Raw genomic sequence first — 17,213 nt, 5'->3', positions numbered from 1 at the left:
GTGACACTCTGTTCGCATTAGCGAACGTGTGACCGCGGCGGTCGTTCGGGCGGTCGAGTCGTGGCGCGCGAGCGCGGCTGGTCGTCGTCGCGGTCGCGGGAAGGGGGGAGGCGGGCGCCGTGCGGCGCTCAGAGCAGGTCGGTGTCCGGCGAGAGGCCGAGCAGGACGCGCCCCTGCACCTCGAGGTTCGCGTTCGGGGTCATCATCCCGTGCAGCGACAGGCCTTCGAGATCGCGGTAGAACCGCTGGAAGTGGGCCTTGCGGGCGATCGCCGAGCCGCCGCTGATGTCGTGCAGCCCTTCGACGGCCTCCTTGACCAGCTGGATGGCGAACCCGCACTGACCGCGGATGGCCGCGCGCTCCTCCAGCGTTGGCTGCACGCCTGCGTCCGCGCGTTCCTGGAGCAGCCGCAGGTAGCCGTCCGCGAGCGCCTCGGCGGCGGCGATCTTGTTCGCCGCGGTGGCGACCCGGATCTGGGTCAGCGGGTGCTGGCTCTGCTCGGCCCAGTTCGTGTAGGCGATGCCCTTGCCCGGGAGCTGGGCGACGAACAGCTCGTACGCGGCCTTGGCCATCCCGATGTAGGTGGCGACGGACTCGGCCATCACGACGCCGACCAGGCCGTAGTTGCGGCCGGTCGCGCCGGTGTTCGAGCGGTCGCCCGTCGTGCCGGCCAGCGCCTCCGCGGCGTCGGCCACCCGGTGCGCGGGCACGAACACGTCGGTCGCCGTCGTGGTGGAGCTGCCCGTGCCGATCGCGGCGGAGACGTGCCAGTCGTCGGCGATCGTCAGCTCCGACATGGGGACCATCGCGTACATCGGCTGGTACTCGCCGCCGGGATGCTCGATCAGCGCCGCCAGCAGGTCCCAGTCCGCACCGCGGCACCCGGAGTTGAACCGCCAGCTGCCGTTGAGGATGTACCCGCCGTCGGTCGGCACGAGGGTGGCGGATGGCGTGAAGCCGCCGGAGACGCGCACCGAACCGTTGGCGAAGATCTCCTCCTGCGTCTTGTCCGGGTACAGCGTGGCGAGCCAGGCGCCGGACACCCAGGCGACCGACACCCAACTCGTCGAGCCGCAGCCCCGGGCGATCTCGGTCAGCACCCGCACCTGGTCGGCCAGCGGGAGGTCAAGGCCGCCGAACCGGCGGGGCACCGCCATCCGGAACACGTCTGCCTGTTCCAGAAGTTTGACGTTTTCGTCGGGGATCCAGCGGCGGTCCTCTGCCTCGACGCCGTTGTTCCTGAGCGTGGGGACAATTTCCCGGACCGCGTTCAGAATGCGTTCGGCCTCGGCCGTGATCGAGCCCATTCCAAACTCCTCTTCCACGGGTTCTCAAAGCGGTGGTGCGGGGTTTTCCCGGACCGCGGCGGCGGTGTGGACCGCTACGCCGAATCGGCTGCCGGAATCGCGATGGCGACTCCGTCCCCGCCGGCAGAAGCGACCCTACCGTCGGTGACGGCGGGCAGTGGAAAACTCCGCTCATGGAGTGGTAATCGGACGCGGCTTACCGGCTGATGGGTGAACGATTACCGCTTCGAGATCACCGGGCGTGACGACGGCCCGGCGCGGAAAAGAAACCGGGAGGATCGCCGCGGCGATCCTCCCGGTTCGGGGAGAGGCGGCTGGGGTCCGCCTGTGGTGTGGTCAGGCGTGATCCTTGATCGACTGGATCGGCGCGATGACGTCGGGTGCCACGCCCTGCGTGGCGGCCGTCTCGATGATGTTGGCGAGCGCCACCTGCTCGACGAGCTTGCGCTCGTGCGAGATCTCCGCGCCCGAGTCGACCTCCTCGGCCAGCATCGGCAGGACCGCGACCATGGAGTTCAGCCACGGCATGAGCAGCGACTCGGTGAACTCGACCGCGGTGACCTTCTCGGTGCGCACCATCGCGATGGCGTTGTTGACGCCCGCGAACATCCCGTACATGGCGCTGAGCAGGGCGAGGTCGTGCAGCGCGGCCAGGCCCGCGTCGGAGCCGAGGAACCTGCTGGTGCCCCACGTGGCGAGGGCGTCGGCGTGCTTGTCGAAGGCCTCGCGCGACCCGCTGTAGAGGATCACCGCCTCGGGCGAGCCGATCACCGGCGGGATGGCCATGATCCCGCCGTCGACGTACTCCGCGCCCAGGCCAGCGGCCCACTCGGCGGTCGAGCGCGCTTCCTGCGCCGTGCCGTTGGTGACGTTGACCAGCACCCGGCCGGACAACTTCGCGGCGACCGGCTCCAGCACCGCCCGCACCGCCGGGTAGTCCAGTACGCAGACCACGACCAGCGACGCGGCCTCAACCGCCTCCGCGACCGTCTCGGCGCGCACGGCGCCCTCCGCGACCAGCGGCTCGGCCTTCGCCGCCGTGCGGTTCCACACCGTCGTCGGGTGGCCGGCGCGCAGGAACGCGGCCGCGAGTGCCTGACCCATGGCGCCGAGGCCGATGACCGTCACCGGGGAACGACCGGTGTCCATCATGTAGTTCATCCTTCCGTGGTTCGCGGCCCGACAGCGGTGAAGGCGACGTCGCGCATGTTCACGCATGTTCCGGTGCAGCGATTGTGAGCTCGTTCAGCTTTGTGGCCGTGCGACGTCGGCGCAAGTACTTACAAATAAGTAAGTAGTTACCGGAAAGTGTGCCCGATCAGTTCAGGAAGCCGAGGACGCGCTTGATCCGGCCGTTTTCGAACAGCACCGCATCGGTTCCGCTCGCGGCCGACCCGGCCGCGCCCGGGGCACCCCACTTCCAGGTGAACAACGCCATGTCGTGGTGCACGCTGATAATTCCCACGAGGGTGAAGATGTGCTCCGGGAAGTTCTCGTGGAAGTACGCCATCTGCTTGTCGAGCGCATCCCGGCCGACGGTCGCCTCGGGCAGCGCGTCGTCGATGTACGACCCGTCCTCGGTGAAGACGCGGTCGATGATCGCGCGCCGGCGCGCGTGGTCGCGCTCGTTGTTGGCCTCCATGTAGTCGTGGACGAGCCGGACGAGGTCGGCGGTCATGGTGTGTCGTCCCTTCCCGTGGTGGGTTGTGGTGGCGCGGTGACCCGGGAGGGCCGGGTCGGAGGGGTTCGGGGCGCCCGTGCCAGGGCGCCCCGCAGGACGCGCAGCAGCGTCGCCGGGCGCAGCAGCGCCGTCGGCGGGTCGATGAGGCCGACGACGCGCAGGAAGGCGTCGGCGACCCGTTCGTCACGGGTGGCGGCGGCCTGGACCAGGGCGCCGTAGGCGTGGCTGATCCTCACCTTGGCGGTGCGGTCGCCCTCGACGCCGGGGAAGGCGAGGTCGTTGTCGATCATCATCTCCCACGGGCCGTCCAGCGCCTCGGCCGCGAGGTCGCGGAAGTAGGCGGTCGGTCGGGGCGTGGCGCCGGTCGACAGGTGGCGGCGCAGCGTGAGCGCGCCGAGCGCGGCCACCGTCATGCCCTGCGCGTAGGTCGGGTTGAAGCTGCACACGCTGTCGCCGAGCGCGAGCAGGCCGTCGGGCAGCCGGGGCGCCTGCTCGTAGCGCCGTCGCAGGTTCGCCGGGAACCGGTAGGCGACCGGGTCGCCGAGCGGTTCCGCGCCCCGCAGCACCTGGCGCACGTCGGGCACCGGCAGCGAGTCGACGAACGCGTCGAACCCGTCCGGGTCGGTGGGCGGGTGGTCGCCGAGGATGCCGTACGCGGTCAGCAGGACCGTGTCGTGCTCGACCTTCGCGCACACCGCGCCGCGTGGGTGCCGGGGCGACGCGACGACCGCGACGGTCACGTCGCCGTCGTAGGTGTCGGTGAGAAGGCGGTAGAGACGGGTGGTGTAGCCGAGGCCGATCTTCGACTTCTCCTCCTCGACCTTCGGATAGCCCGCACCCAGGAGCCACGCGGGCACCCGGGACCCCCGGCCCGAGGCGTCCACGACGAGGTCCGCCGTCAGGGTCGAGGGGGCCGCGTCGCCGTGCCGGACCTCCACACCGGTGACCCGGGTCCGGTGGGCGTCGAACACCAGCGCCTGGGCGTCGCACCGGTCGACGACCCGGACGTTCGGCAGCGCCGCCACCCTGGCCCGCAGGTGCGCCTCGAAGAACGGTCGGCTCGCGGCGATGGCGGGTCGGCCGGCGGTGAAGTTCCGCAGCCGGCCGGCCGGGAAGTACCAGCGCGTGTCCCGGCCGACGTCGCTGGTCACCGCGCCCGCGTCGGCCAGCTCGGCGGTCACGCCGGGCAGCAGCTCCTCGACGATCCGCTGGCCGCGGGCCTGCAGGCCGTGGATGTGGCGGCCCTGCGGCACCCCGCGCCGGTGGCCCGTGCCGCCGCCCAGGTCGTCGCGGTCCACCACGGTCACCTCGGCGTACGCGTCGGCGAGCACCCGCGCGGCGAGCAGGCCGGCGATGCTCCCGCCGAGGACGACCGCGTGGGCTCCGAGGCGGCTCACTCCTTGCCCGGACCGTACGGGTGGCTCTCGCCGTACGGGTCGTCCACGGCGTACCGCCACTTGCCGTCCTCACCGAGCCGCAGCACGTCCAGTCCGATGCCCGCGGTGGTCAGCCGCTCGCCGTCCTCGCCAACCGACTCCATCGTCCAGTCCACGACCAGCAGCGCGGTGTCGCCGGTGACGTAGGAATGCCGCATCTTCGCCGTCATCCGCGGACCGGTGGCGAGAAAGCCGGCCACGTACTCCTCGCGCGCCCGCCCGGTCAGCGGCTCACCTGGTTCCCAGACCGCGACCGCTTCCTCGGTGTACAAGCGGTTGAGCGCTTCCGCGTTTCCGGAGTTGAACGCCCGGACGTAGAGTTCGAGGTGCTCATCGACGTCATCGGTGAGTTCGATGATGGTTTCCGAATCGGTGCTCATGACCCGCACGCTCCTGTTTTCGGGTGTTTCGGGCATTGCTCGCCCAAACGTATCCGCCCTTTGCCCACCAACCGCTCATCGGTGGGTAACGAGTAGCCCCCGGTAGTCGGTTACCAGGGCATGACCACAGGTAGGACGTTTGCCCCCGGGCTGCCCGTAGTGTGGTCGAACAGCCGCTACGCATCGCCGCGGGCGCGATTCCCATTTATGGGCGCGCCCCTTCGGCGTGCGTGCGGAGCCGTCCCCGGAATCAGCGAGGAGAGGCAGCCGAGCGTGATGACGAGCAACAACCGGGTCGGGGAAATCGCGATCATCGGAATGTCCTGCCGATTGCCGGGAGCAACCGGTCGGGACGAGTTGTGGGCGCTGCTGAGCGCCGGCGCGAGCGCGATCACCGAGGTGCCCGAGGGGCGCTGGTCGAACGCCGTCGAAGTGAGCCGGGGCGGTTTCCTGCCCGACCTCGGCGACTTCGACGCGGACTTCTTCGGCATCTCGCCGCGCGAGGCCGCCGCGATGGACCCGCAGCAGCGGCTGCTGCTGGAGCTGGCGTGGGAAGGGCTGGAGGACGCGGGCATCGTGCCCGGGAACCTGCGGGGCACCTCGACCGCGGTGTTCGTCGGGTCGTTGCGCGACGACTACGCGAGCCTGGTGAACCAGCACGGCGCCGCGGCGATCACCCAGCACACCATGGCGGGCGTCAACCGCGGCGTCATCGCCAACCGGGTGTCCTACCACCTCGGTCTGCGCGGTCCCAGCCTCGCGGTGGACTCGGCGCAGTCGTCGTCGCTGGTGGCGGTGCACCTGGCCGCGGAGAGCCTGCGGGCGGGCGAGTCGACGCTGGCGATCGCGGGCGGCGTGAACCTGAACATCCTCAGCGAGAGCGCGTTGGCGGAGGAGCGGTTCGGCGGGCTGTCACCGGACGGCGAGTGCTACACGTTCGACGCCCGGGCCAACGGGTTCGTCCGGGGTGAGGGCGGCGCCGCCGTGATCCTCAAGCCGTTGGAGCGGGCACTGGCCGACGGCGACCGGGTCTACGGCGTGATCCGGGGCAGTGCGGTGAACAATGACGGCGCGACGCCGGGGTTGACCGTGCCGAGCCGCGCGGCCCAGGAGGACGTGCTGCGCCTGGCCCACCGCTCGACCGGCATCCCGTTGGACGAGGTGCAGTACGTCGAGCTGCACGGCACCGGGACGCCGGTGGGCGACCCGATCGAGGCGGCGGCGCTGGGTGCCGCGCTCGGGTCGGCGCGGCGGCCCGGCGACCCCCTGGTGGTCGGCTCGGTGAAGACGAACATCGGCCACCTGGAGGGCGCGGCGGGCATTGCGGGCCTGATCAAGGCGCTGTTGGCGATCAACCGGCGGTGGCTGCCGGGTAGCCGGAACTTCGCCACGCCGAACCCGGACATCCCGCTGGACGAGCTGAACCTGGAAGTGCGTCGGGAGGGCGGCGAGTGGCCGCACCCGGACCGGCCGCTGGTGGCGGGCGTCAGCTCGTTCGGCATGGGCGGCACGAACTGCCACGTGGTGCTCAGCGAACCGTCCGCCGCCGTGGCCGAGCCGGTGGCATCCGACGCGGTCGGGGCCGACGGGGCTCGGACCGGCGTGGCCGGGACCAGCGCGGACCGGGCGGACCGGGCGGACCGGGCTGGCGGGGCTGGCGGGGCTGGCGCGGACCGGGCTGGCGGGGCTGAGGACGGTGTCGCGCGGCTCGGTGGGTCGGTTGTGCCGTGGGTGTTGTCCGCGCGGAGCGCGGCGGCGTTGCGCGCGCAGGCCGAGCGGCTGCGGGAGCACGTCGAGGCGGGACCGCGCCTGGAGCCGTCGGACGTCGGGTGGTCGCTCGTCACCTCCCGCACGCGGTTCGAGCACCGGGCCGTCGTTGTCGGCGCGGACCGCGACGAGCTGCTTGCCGGGCTGGCCGCCGTCGCGACGGGCGAGCCCGCGTCGAACACCGTCACCGCGACCGACACGCGTGCCGGCGACCGGGTGGTGTTCGTCTTCCCCGGCCAGGGCTCCCAGTGGGCCGGGATGGCGGTCGAGCTGTGGGACGCCTCGCCGGTGTTCGCCGAGCACATGGCGGCCTGCGCCGAGGCGCTGGCCGAGTTCGTCGACTGGGACCTCGCCGACGTGCTGCGCGGCGCGCCCGGCGCGCCCGCCCTGGAGCGCCCGTCGGTCGTGCAGCCGGCGCTGTTCGCCGTGATGGTGTCGCTGGCCGGGATGTGGCGCGCGCACGGCGTCGAACCAGCCGCCGTGGTGGGCAGCTCGCAGGGCGAGATCGCCGCTGCCCACGTCGCCGGCGCGCTGTCGCTGCGTGACGCGGCACGGGTCGTGGCCCTGCGGTCGCGGGTGTTGGAGGAGTTGGCCGGGCGGGGCGGCATGGCGTCGATCGCCGAGCCGGCCGAGCGGGTGGCCGAGCGCCTCACCGAGTGGGGCGACCGGCTGTCCGTCGCCACGGTCAACAGCCCGGTGTCCACTGTGGTCGCGGGCGAGGACGCGGCGCTGGACGAGCTGCTGGCCCGGTGCGGGCGCGACGGCGTGCGGGCGCGGCGGATCGCCGTGGACTACGCCTCGCACTCCGCCCAGGTGGAGCGGATCGAGCAGCCGCTGGCCGAGGTGCTGGCCGGGCTCGGCCCGCGTGCCTCCGCCGTGCCGTTCTTCTCCGCCGTCACCGCGTCCGAAGTGGACAGCTCGACGCTGGACGGCGCCTACTGGTACCGGAACCTGCGGCAGACCGTGCGTTTCGCCGATGCGGTGGCCGCGATCCTCGCCGACGGCGACGCCGTGTTCCTGGAGATGTCGCCGCACCCCGTGCTCAAGTCGGCGATCGAGGAGATCGCCGAGGCGGCGGGCGCCGAGCGGTGCGCCGTCCTCGGGTCGCTGCGCCGCGACGAGGGCGGCCCGCGCCGGTTCCTCACCTCCCTCGCAGCGGCCCACGCGCATGGCGTCGAGGTGGACTGGGCGCCCGTCTTCCCCGGCGCACGGCGGGTCGAGCTGCCCACGTACGGCTTCCAGCGCAGGCGGTTCTGGGTGGGGGAGGAGACCCGCTCGGCCGACGCGGGCGCGCCGGTGCGACCGTGGCTGGTCGACGCCGACGCGCGGCGGCAACGGCGCGAGCTGAGCCGGTTCGTCCGCGCTCAGGTCGCCGCCGTCCTCGGCCACGCGCCGGACGAGGTGGACGAGACCCGCACGTTCAAGGACCTCGGGTTCGACTCGCTGACGTCCGTCGAGCTGCGCGACCGCCTGAACGCGGCGGCCGGGTTGCGGCTGCCGTCGTCGCTGCTGTTCGACCACCCGACGCCGGCCGACCTGGTGCGCCTGCTGGCCGAGCAGGCCGTCGCCGACGAGCCGGTGGAGCCGGTGGAGGCGGCCCCGGCCGCCGAGGAGCCGATCGCGATCGTCGGCATGGCCTGCCGGTTCCCCGGCGGTGTCACCTCGCCCGAGGACCTGTGGCGGCTCGTGGCCGAGGAACGCGACGCGATCTCCGCCTTCCCGTCCGACCGGGGCTGGGACCCGGACCTCCACGACCCCGACCCGGGCCGGGCCGGCAAGAGCTACGTGCGCGAGGGCGGGTTCCTGCACGACGCGGGCGAGTTCGACGCCGCGTTCTTCGGCATCTCGCCGCGCGAGGCCACGGCGATGGACCCGCAGCAGCGCCTGCTGCTGGAGCTGTCCTGGGAAGCCGTCGAGCGGGCCGGGGTGGACCCGCGCAGCCTCGCGGGCACCCGCACCGGTGTGTTCGTCGGCGCGACGGCGCTGGACTACGGCCCCCGCATGCACAGCGCGCCCGAGTCGGTCGAGGGCCACCTGTTGACCGGCGGCCACACCAGCGTGATCTCCGGTCGGGTCGCCTACCACCTGGGCCTGTCCGGTCCGGCGGTCACCGTCGACACCGCCTGTTCGTCCTCGCTGGTCGCGCTGCACCTCGCCGTGCAGTCGCTGCGGCGCGGCGAGACGTCGCTCGCCCTGGCGGGTGGCGTCACGGTGATGGCGACGCCGGGCATGTTCGTCGAGTTCTCCCGTCAGCGGGGCCTCGCGCCGGACGGTCGCTGCAAGCCGTTCGCCGCCGCCGCGGACGGCACCGCGTGGTCCGAGGGCGCGGGCGTGCTGCTGGTCGAACGGCTGTCCGACGCGCGCCGCAACGGCCACCGGGTGCTGGCCGTGGTCTCCGGGACGGCGATCAACTCCGACGGCGCCTCGAACGGCCTGACCGCGCCGAACGGACCGGCGCAGCAGCGCGTGATCCGCCAGGCGCTGCGGGACGCGGGCCTGTCCGCTTCGGACGTGGACGCGGTCGAGGCGCACGGCACCGGTACCACCCTGGGCGACCCGATCGAGGCGGAGGCGATCATCGCCACCTACGGCGCCGGTCGCCCCGCGGACCGGCCGCTGTGGCTGGGTTCGCTGAAGTCGAACGTCGGCCACGCCCAGGCGGCGGCCGGCGTGGGTGGCGTGATCAAGGTGGTCGAGGCGATGCGGCACGGCGTGCTGCCGAAGACCCTGCACGTGGACGCCCCGTCGCCGCACGTGGGCTGGGACGCGGGCGCGGTGTCGCTGCTGACGGAGGAGCGGCCGTGGCCGGAGGTGGACCGCCCGAGGCGCGCCGCGGTGTCGTCGTTCGGCATCAGCGGCACCAACGCGCACGTCATCGTCGAGGCGGGCGACGAGCCGCCGGCCCCGGCGCCCGACGTGCCGTCCGCCGTGGAGCCCGACGTGCGGTCCGACGGGGTCCGGCCGTTCGTGCTCTCCGCGCGCGGAGAGCACGCGCTGCGGGCGCAGGCCGCGCGGCTGCACGCCCACCTCGACGCCGCCGGCGCGGTGGGCCTGGACGACCTCGGCCGGTCCCTGCTCACCACCCGGTCGGCGTTCGAGGACCGCGCCGCGATCCTGGCGACCGACCTCGCGGGCGTGCGGGACGGCCTGGCCGCCCTGGTCGCGGGCGCCGAGTCGCCGCTGGTCGTCCGCGCCACCACGACCCGGCCCGCCGCCACCGCCGTGCTGTTCACCGGGCAGGGCGCGCAGCGGTTCGGCATGGGACGCGAACTGCACGCCCGCTCCGCCGTGTTCCGCGACGCGCTGGACGCCGCGTTCGCCGCTTTCGACCCGCACCTGGACAAGCCGCTGCGCGACGTGGTGTTCGGCGCCGACGACGAACTCCACCTGACCGCCTACACGCAGCCCGCGCTGTTCGCCGTCGAGGTCGCGCTGTTCCGGCTGGCCGAGGCGCACGGGTTGGCGCCCGACCTGCTGGTCGGCCACTCGATCGGCGAACTGGCCGCGGCCCACGTCGCCGGCGTGCTCGACCTGGCGGACGCGGCGGCCGTCGTGGCCGCGCGCGGCAGGCTGATGCAGTCCGCGCCCGGCGGCGGCGCGATGATCGCCGTGCAGGCCACCGAGGACGAGATCGCGGCGGACCTGACCGACCGGGTCGTGCTGGCCGCCGTCAACGGGCCGGACTCGGTCGTGGTCTCCGGCGACCGGGACGAGGCGGAGGCAGTCGCCGCCCGGTGGCGGGAGCGCGGCCGCAAAGTGCGGTCGCTGCGGGTCAGCCACGCTTTCCACTCCCCGCACCTGGACGGGGTCCTCGACCGGTTCCGCGAGGTCGTCGCGGGCGTCGCCGTCCACGAGCCGCGCACCCCGATCGTGTCCACGGTGACGGGCAGGCTGCTCACCGGGGAGGAGCTGCGCGACCCGGACTACTGGGTGCGGCAGGCGCGCGGCACGGTGCGGTTCCTCGACGCGGTCCGCACGGCCGCCGCCGAGGGCGCGGCGGTGTTCGTGGAGGCCGGTCCGGACGCTGTGCTCACCGCGATGGCCGCCGAGGCGCTGGACGACGTCGTCGCCGTGCCGCTGATGCGCGCGGGCAGACCGGAGCACACCGCGTTCGTCGAGGCCCTCACCACCGCCCACCTGCACGGCGCGGCGGTGGACCTGGCGTCGCTGTTCCCCGCCGGGACGGCGGTCCCGCTGCCCACGTACGCGTTCCAGCGGTCCCGGCACTGGCTGGCCCCCACCCACCGCGCGGACGGGCGCGGCCTGGACCGGTCCGGCCACCCGCTGCTCACCGACGCGCTCGACCTGGCGCACTCCGGCGACGCGGTGATCGCCGGCGCGCTGTCCGTCGCGGACCACCCGTGGCTGGCGGACCACGTCATCCGGGGGCGGGTCCTCGTGCCCGGCACGGCGCTGCTGGAACTGGCCGTGGCCGCCGGCGGCCGGGTGGGCGCGGACCGGGTCGAGGAGCTGACCCTGGAGGCCCCGCTCGAACTGCCCGACCGGGGATCGGTGCGGGTGCAGGTCGCCGTCGCGGACGCCGACGACGAGGGCCGCCGCGCCGTGGCGATCCACTCGCGTGCCGGCGACGGCGAGTGGACCCGGCACGCGTCGGGCTCGCTGACCACGGCGGCGGGCGTGCCCGCGCCGGTCGAGTGGCCCGAGGACGTCGCCGAGGTGCCGCTGGACGACGTCTACGCCCACCTGGCCGGGCGCGGCTACGAGTACGGGCCCGCGTTCCGGGGCCTGCGGTCGGTGCGGCGGGTCGGCGCGGACGCGTTCGCGGAGGTCGCCGTCGCCGACGAGCGGCACGCGTTCGCCGTGCACCCGGCGCTGCTGGACGCCGCCCTGCACCCGGTCCTGCTGGACGACGACACCCGGCTGCGGCTGCCGTTCGCGTGGACCGGCGTGACCGTGCACCGGCCCGGCGCGGTGGCGGCGCGGGTGCACCTGACGCCCACCGGGACCGACTCCGCCGCCCTGACCCTCGTGGACGACACGGGGCAGCCGGTGGTGACCGTGGACGAGGTGGCGTTCCGCGAGGCGCAACGCGGCGCGGAACCGCTGCGCGTGCTGGACTGGCAGGTCGTCCCGACGCCCACCGCGCCCGCACCGGACTTCACCGTCCACGCCTTCCCGGAGCTGACCGCGCACTCGCCCGCCACCGCGCGCGCCGAGCTGCACCGCGTGCTGGAGTTGGTGCGAGGGACCGACGGCCCGCTGGCGTTCGTCACCCGCCACGCCGTGGCCGCACAGCCCGGCGAGGACGTGCGCGACCTGTCCCGCGCCCCGCTGTGGGGCCTGCTGCGCGCCGCCCGCGCCGAGCACCCCGACCGCGTGGTGCTGGTCGACCTGGACACCGACGACCCGGCGCTGCTCGACGCGGCGCTGGCCACCGGTGAGCCGGAGATCGCGGTGCGCGACGGCCTGCTGCGCGCACCGCGCCTGGTGCGCGCCCCGGCCCCGACGACCGCGCCCGATCTCACCGGCACGGTGCTGGTCACCGGCGGCACCGCCGGCCTCGGCGCGCTGGTGGCCCGGCACCTCGCCCGCGAGCACGACGCGCGGCGGCTGCTGCTGGTCAGCCGGCGCGGTCGCGGCACGCCGGGCGTGGACCGGCTGCTCGACGACCTGGCCGCGCTGGGCGCCGAGGTCGCGGTGGAGGCGGTGGACGTGGCCGACCGCGAGGCCGTCGCGGGCCTGCTCGCCCGGCACGACGTCACGGCGGTCTTCCACGCGGCGGGCGTGCTGGACGATGCGAGCGTCGCGACGATGCGGCCCGAGCAGGTCGACGCCGTCGCCGGCCCCAAGATCGACGCGGCCTGGCACCTGCACGAGCTGACCGGCGACCTCACGGCGTTCGTGCTGTTCTCGTCCGTGTCGGGTGTGCTCGGCTCGGCCGGCCAGGCGAACTACGCGGCGGCCAACGCCTTCCTCGACGCCCTGGCCGCCCACCGGCGGGCCAGTGGCCTGCCCGCGACGTCGATCGCGTGGGGCCTGTGGTCGGAGGAGGGCATGGGCGCCGCGCTCGGCGAGGCGGACCTGGCGCGCTGGGCGCGCGTGGGCGTCCGGCCCGTGCCGCCCGCCGAGGGCCTGGCGCTGCTGGACGCGGCACTGGCGACGGACGCCGCGCTCACCGTGGCCGCCGGGCTGACGCCCACCGCCGACCACCCGCTGTTCGGCGGGCGCCGGCGGCCACGCGCCGAACCGTCGCCCGCCGCGCTGCCCGAGGCCGACCGCGAGGCGGCCGTCCTCGACCTGGTCCGCTCGGTGGCCGCGTCGGTCCTCGGCCACGGCTCGCCGTCGTCGGTGGACCCGTCGCGGGCGTTCAAGGACTTGGGCTTCGACTCGCTGGCGGGCCTGGAGCTGCGCAACCGGCTCGGCGCGAAGACCGGGCTGCGGCTGGCCGCCACGGTCGTGTTCGACCACGCGACGCCCGCCGCGCTGGCCGCCCACGTCACCGAGCGCCTGGCCGGGACCAGGACCAGGACCGCCGTCGTGCGGCGGGAGCGCACCGACGAGCCCATCGCCATCGTCGGCCTGGCGTGCCGCTACCCCGGTGGCGTGCGTTCGCCGGAGGACCTGTGGCGGCTGGTCGCGAGAGGCGCGGACGCGATCGGCGACTTCCCGGTCAACCGCGGCTGGGACCTCGACGCCCTGTACGACCCGTCGCCCGACCGCGTCGGCACGTCCTACACCCGGCAGGGCGGCTTCCTGCACGACGCCGACCAGTTCGACGCCGAGTTCTTCGGGATGTCGCCGCGCGAGGCCGTGGCGACCGACCCGCAGCACCGGCTGCTGCTCGAGGTCGCGTGGGAGGCGTTCGAGAGCGCGGGCCTCGACCCGGGCGCGCTGCGCGGCAGCCGGACGGGCGTTTTCGCGGGCGCGATGTACGACGACTACGCGTCACGGCTCGGCGCGGCCCCGGCCGAGATGGAGGGCTTCCTGCTCGCGGGCAGCTTGTCCAGCGTGGTGTCCGGCCGCGTCGCCTACACCTACGGCCTGGAGGGCCCGGCTGTCACGGTGGACACCGCGTGCTCGTCGTCGCTGGTGGCGATGCACCTCGCGGCCACCGCGCTGCGCCAGGGCGAGTGCGAGCTGGCGCTGGCCGGTGGCGTGACGGTGATGGCGAGCCCGAACACGTTCGTCGAGTTCTCCCGCCAGCGGGGCCTCGCGCCGGACGGCCGGTGCAAGGCGTTCGCCGCGTCGGCCGACGGCACGGGCTGGAGCGAGGGCGTCGGCCTGGTGCTGCTGGAGCGGCTGTCCGACGCGCGCCGCAACGGACACCGCGTGCTGGCCGTGCTGCGCGGGTCGGCGGTCAACCAGGACGGCGCGTCCAACGGCCTGACCGCACCCAACGGCCCGTCACAGGAACGGGTCATCCGGCAGGCGCTGGCCAACGCGGGCCTGCGGCCGTCCGATGTGGACGCCGTGGACGCGCACGGCACGGGCACGACGCTGGGGGACCCCATCGAGGCGACGGCCCTGCTGGCCACCTACGGCGCGGACCACCCGGCGGACCGGCCGCTGTGGCTGGGCTCGCTGAAGTCGAACATCGGCCACACCCAGGCGGCGGCCGGCGTCGGCGGCGTGATCAAGATGGTGCAGGCGATGCGGCACGGCACGCTGCCGCGGACCCTGCACGTGGACGCCCCGTCGCCGCACGTGGACTGGGAGTCCGGCGCGGTCGCGCTGCTGACCGAGGAACGGCCGTGGCCGGAGGTGGACCGCCCGAGGCGCGCCGCGGTGTCGTCGTTCGGCATCAGCGGCACGAACGCCCACGTGATCCTGGAGGAGGCCCCGGCCGAGGACGAGCCGGAGCGCACCGCACCGGCGGCGCTGCCGCTCGCCCTGTCCGCCCGCACCCCGGACGCGCTGCGGGCGCAGGCCGCGCGGTTGGCGGCGCACCTGCGCGAGCACCCGGACATCGAGCCGCTGGACGTGGCGTACACGCTGGCGCAGCGGCGCGCGGCGGCCGAGCACCGCGCGCTCGTGGTCGGGGACGGCCTCGACCCGCTGGCCCGGGGCGAGGAGTCGCCCGAGGTCGTGACCGGGCGGGCGGACGTCGAGGGCAAGGTGGTGTTCGTCTTCCCCGGCCAGGGCTCGCAGTGGGCCGGCATGGGCGCGGAACTGCTGGAATCGTCGCCGGTGTTCGCCCGGCGGATGGCCGAGTGCGCGCGGGCGCTGGCGCCGTTCGTGGACTGGTCGCTGCTGGACGTGGTGCGCCAGGTGGACGGCGCGCCGTCACTGGACCGGGTGGACGTCGTGCAGCCGGTGTCGTTCGCGGTGATGGTTTCGCTGGCGGAGCTGTGGCGGGCGTCGGGCGTGCGGCCGGACGCCGTGGTCGGCCACTCGCAGGGCGAGATCGCGGCGGCGTGCGTCGCGGGTGCGCTCACCCTGTCCGACGCGTGCCGCGTGGTGGCGCTGCGCAGCCGGGCCATCGCCGCCGAGCTGGCCGGACTGGGCGGCATGGCGTCCGTGGCGCTGCCCGCCGCCGAGGTCGCGGCGCGGCTGGGCGAACCGGAGCTGGGCGAACTGGAGCTCGCCGCCGTCAACGGGCCCGCCTCGACCGTCGTCGCGGGTGACGCGCGGGCGCTGGACGAGCTGGTGGCCCGGTGGAAGGCCGAGGGCGTGCGGGCGCGGAAGATCCCGGTGGACTACGCCTCGCACACCTCGCACGTCGAGCTGATCCGCGACGAGCTGCACCGGCTGCTGGCCGACGTCCGGCCGCGGCCGGCCGACGTGCCGCTGTACTCCACAGTGGACGGTGAATGGCTCGACACCACGACCATGGGCGCCGACTACTGGTACCGCAACCTGCGGCAGCCCGTGCGGTTCGCCGAGGCCGTCGACGCGCTCGTCGAGCAGGGGCACCGGGCGTTCATCGAGGTCAGCGCGCACCCGGTGCTGGCCATGAGCATCCAGGACGCGATGGACGCGCACGGCGCGCCGGCCGTGGTGACCGGTTCGCTGCGCCGCGACGAGGGCGGCCTCACCCGGTTCCTCACCTCGCTGGGCGAGGCGCACGTGCGGGGCGTCCCGGTGGACTGGCGGGCGTTCTTCGAGGGCAGCGGCGCGCGGCTGGTCGACCTGCCGACCTACCCGTTCCGGCACCGCCGCTACTGGCTGGAGGGCGGCAGCCGCGTCGGCGATGTCGGGTCGGCGGGCCTGGACGCTGCCGGCCACCCGCTGCTGGGCGCGGAGGTCGGCGTCGCGGGCGCCGACGAGACGGTGTTCGCCGGCCTGCTGGACGTCGGCTCGGCCGGGTGGCTCGCCGACCACCGCGTGCTCGGCGTCGTGGTCGTGCCGGGCGCGGTGCTCGCCGAACTCGCCGCGTGGGCGGGTGGCCGCACCGGCTACGCCTCGATCGAGGAGCTGACGCTGTCCGCGCCGCTGGTGCTGCCCGAGACGGGCGCGGTGCGCGTGCAGGTGGTGGTCGGCGCCGCACTGGACGGCCGCCGGGCGGTGCGGGTGTTCTCGCGGCAGGACGACGAGTGGGTCCTGCACGCCGAAGGCGTGGTCGGGCAGCCGGTGCCGGAGGCCGCCGCGGACCTCGGCGCGTGGCCGCCGGCCGGCGAGGAGGTGGACCTGGACAACGTGTACGCGGCACTGGCCGAGCGCGGCTACGGCTACGGGCCGGTGTTCCGGGGCCTGCGGCGGCTGTGGCGGTCCGACGGCGTCGTGCACGCCGAAGTGACGGCGGGCGACGAAGGCTGGAGCGGCCTGCACCCGGCGCTGCTCGACGCGGTGCTGCACCCGCTGCTCACCGCCGACGACCGGCTGCTGCTGCCGTTCTCCTGGTCCGGCGTGCGGCTGCGCCCAGGGGGGTCGACCCTGCGCGTGCGGCTCAGCTGGACCGGCACGGACGAGCTGTCCGTCCTCGCGGTGGACGAGTCCGGGCGCGCGGTCGTGGAGGTCGAGTCGCTGGTCGTGCGGCCGGTCGCGCCGGGCGCGCTGCTGCGGGCCGACCACGTCGCCCGCGACGGCCTGCTGCGGGTGGACTGGCGCGAGGAACCGGTGTCGCCAACCCCGGCCGACCCGGCGCTGGTGTTCCACCGCGTGCCGGTGCGCGAGGTCGCCTCGGGCGCGGACGTGCGCGCCACCGTCATCGAGGTCCTGCGCCTGGTGCAGGAGTGGCTGTCCGACGACGGGGCGTCGCGCCTGGTGTTGGTGACGCGCAACGCTGTCGCCGCGGGCGCGGACGTCGACCCCGCCCACGCGGCGGTGTGGGGCCTGGTGCGGTCGGCGCAGTCGGAGAACCCCGGCCGGTTCGCGCTGGCCGACCTGGACGACAGCCCGGACGCCGAGTCGCTGGTGGCCGGCGCCCTCGCGGCGGGCGAGACGCAGGTGGCCGTGCGCGGCAGCCGGGTGCTGGTGCCGCGCCTGGCACGGGTGGGCGCGGTGGACCGCGACGCGGCACCCGACCTCGGCTCCGGCGCCGTGCTCGTGACCGGCGGAACCGGACTGCTCGGCGGCCTGCTGGCCCGGCACCTGGTGGCGGAGCGCGGCGTGAAGCGGCTGGTCCTGGTCTCTCGCAGTGGTCTTGATGCGTCGGGTGCGTCGGGGTTGCGGGAGGAGTTGGTGGCGGCGGGTGCCGTGGTGGATGTGGTGGCGTGTGATGTGGCGGATCGGGATGCGGTGG

Annotated in this window: 6 protein-coding genes; 1 reads left to right on the top strand and 5 read right to left on the bottom strand. The window is 74.6% G+C overall.

Going from position 1 to position 17,213, the window contains the following annotated elements; translation table 11 throughout:
- Window positions 1–128: 128 nt before the first annotated feature.
- The 5 genes from FM051_RS41195 to FM051_RS41175 form a co-directional block, all read right to left on the bottom strand.
- Window positions 129–1,307, bottom strand: a complete 1,179-nt coding sequence (locus tag FM051_RS41195) for an acyl-CoA dehydrogenase family protein (protein ID WP_158852540.1) — start codon at window positions 1,305–1,307, stop codon at window positions 129–131.
- A 336-nt stretch (window positions 1,308–1,643) separates the two neighbouring features.
- Entirely contained in the window at window positions 1,644–2,525 is an 882-nt protein-coding gene (locus FM051_RS41190; RefSeq protein WP_420803656.1) for an NAD(P)-dependent oxidoreductase, read from the bottom strand.
- Between the two features lie 100 nt (window positions 2,526–2,625).
- Window positions 2,626–2,985, bottom strand: coding sequence for a nuclear transport factor 2 family protein (locus tag FM051_RS41185; RefSeq protein ID WP_158852538.1), 360 nt, complete (start codon window positions 2,983–2,985; stop codon window positions 2,626–2,628).
- Window positions 2,982–4,385, bottom strand: coding sequence for an FAD-dependent oxidoreductase (locus FM051_RS41180; RefSeq protein WP_158852537.1), 1,404 nt, complete (start codon window positions 4,383–4,385; stop codon window positions 2,982–2,984). The genes FM051_RS41185 and FM051_RS41180 overlap by 4 nt, the downstream gene beginning before the upstream one ends.
- Complete coding sequence (locus FM051_RS41175) at window positions 4,382–4,804, bottom strand: YybH family protein (protein ID WP_158852536.1); 423 nt, start codon at window positions 4,802–4,804, stop codon at window positions 4,382–4,384. The genes FM051_RS41180 and FM051_RS41175 overlap by 4 nt, the downstream gene beginning before the upstream one ends.
- Window positions 4,805–5,080: 276 nt before the next feature.
- Between FM051_RS41175 and FM051_RS52430 the strand changes: the two genes are divergently transcribed.
- Window positions 5,081–17,213, top strand: a 12,133-nt coding sequence (locus FM051_RS52430) for a type I polyketide synthase (protein ID WP_238413012.1), incomplete at its 3' end; no start/stop codon positions are given.

Origin of the sequence: Saccharothrix deserti, assembly GCF_009769385.1 — a bacterium.
Lineage (GTDB): Bacteria > Actinomycetota > Actinomycetes > Mycobacteriales > Pseudonocardiaceae > Actinosynnema > Actinosynnema deserti.
The sequence above is the reverse complement of the archived record's forward strand: the minus strand, read 5'-3'. Positions and strand labels throughout refer to the sequence as shown.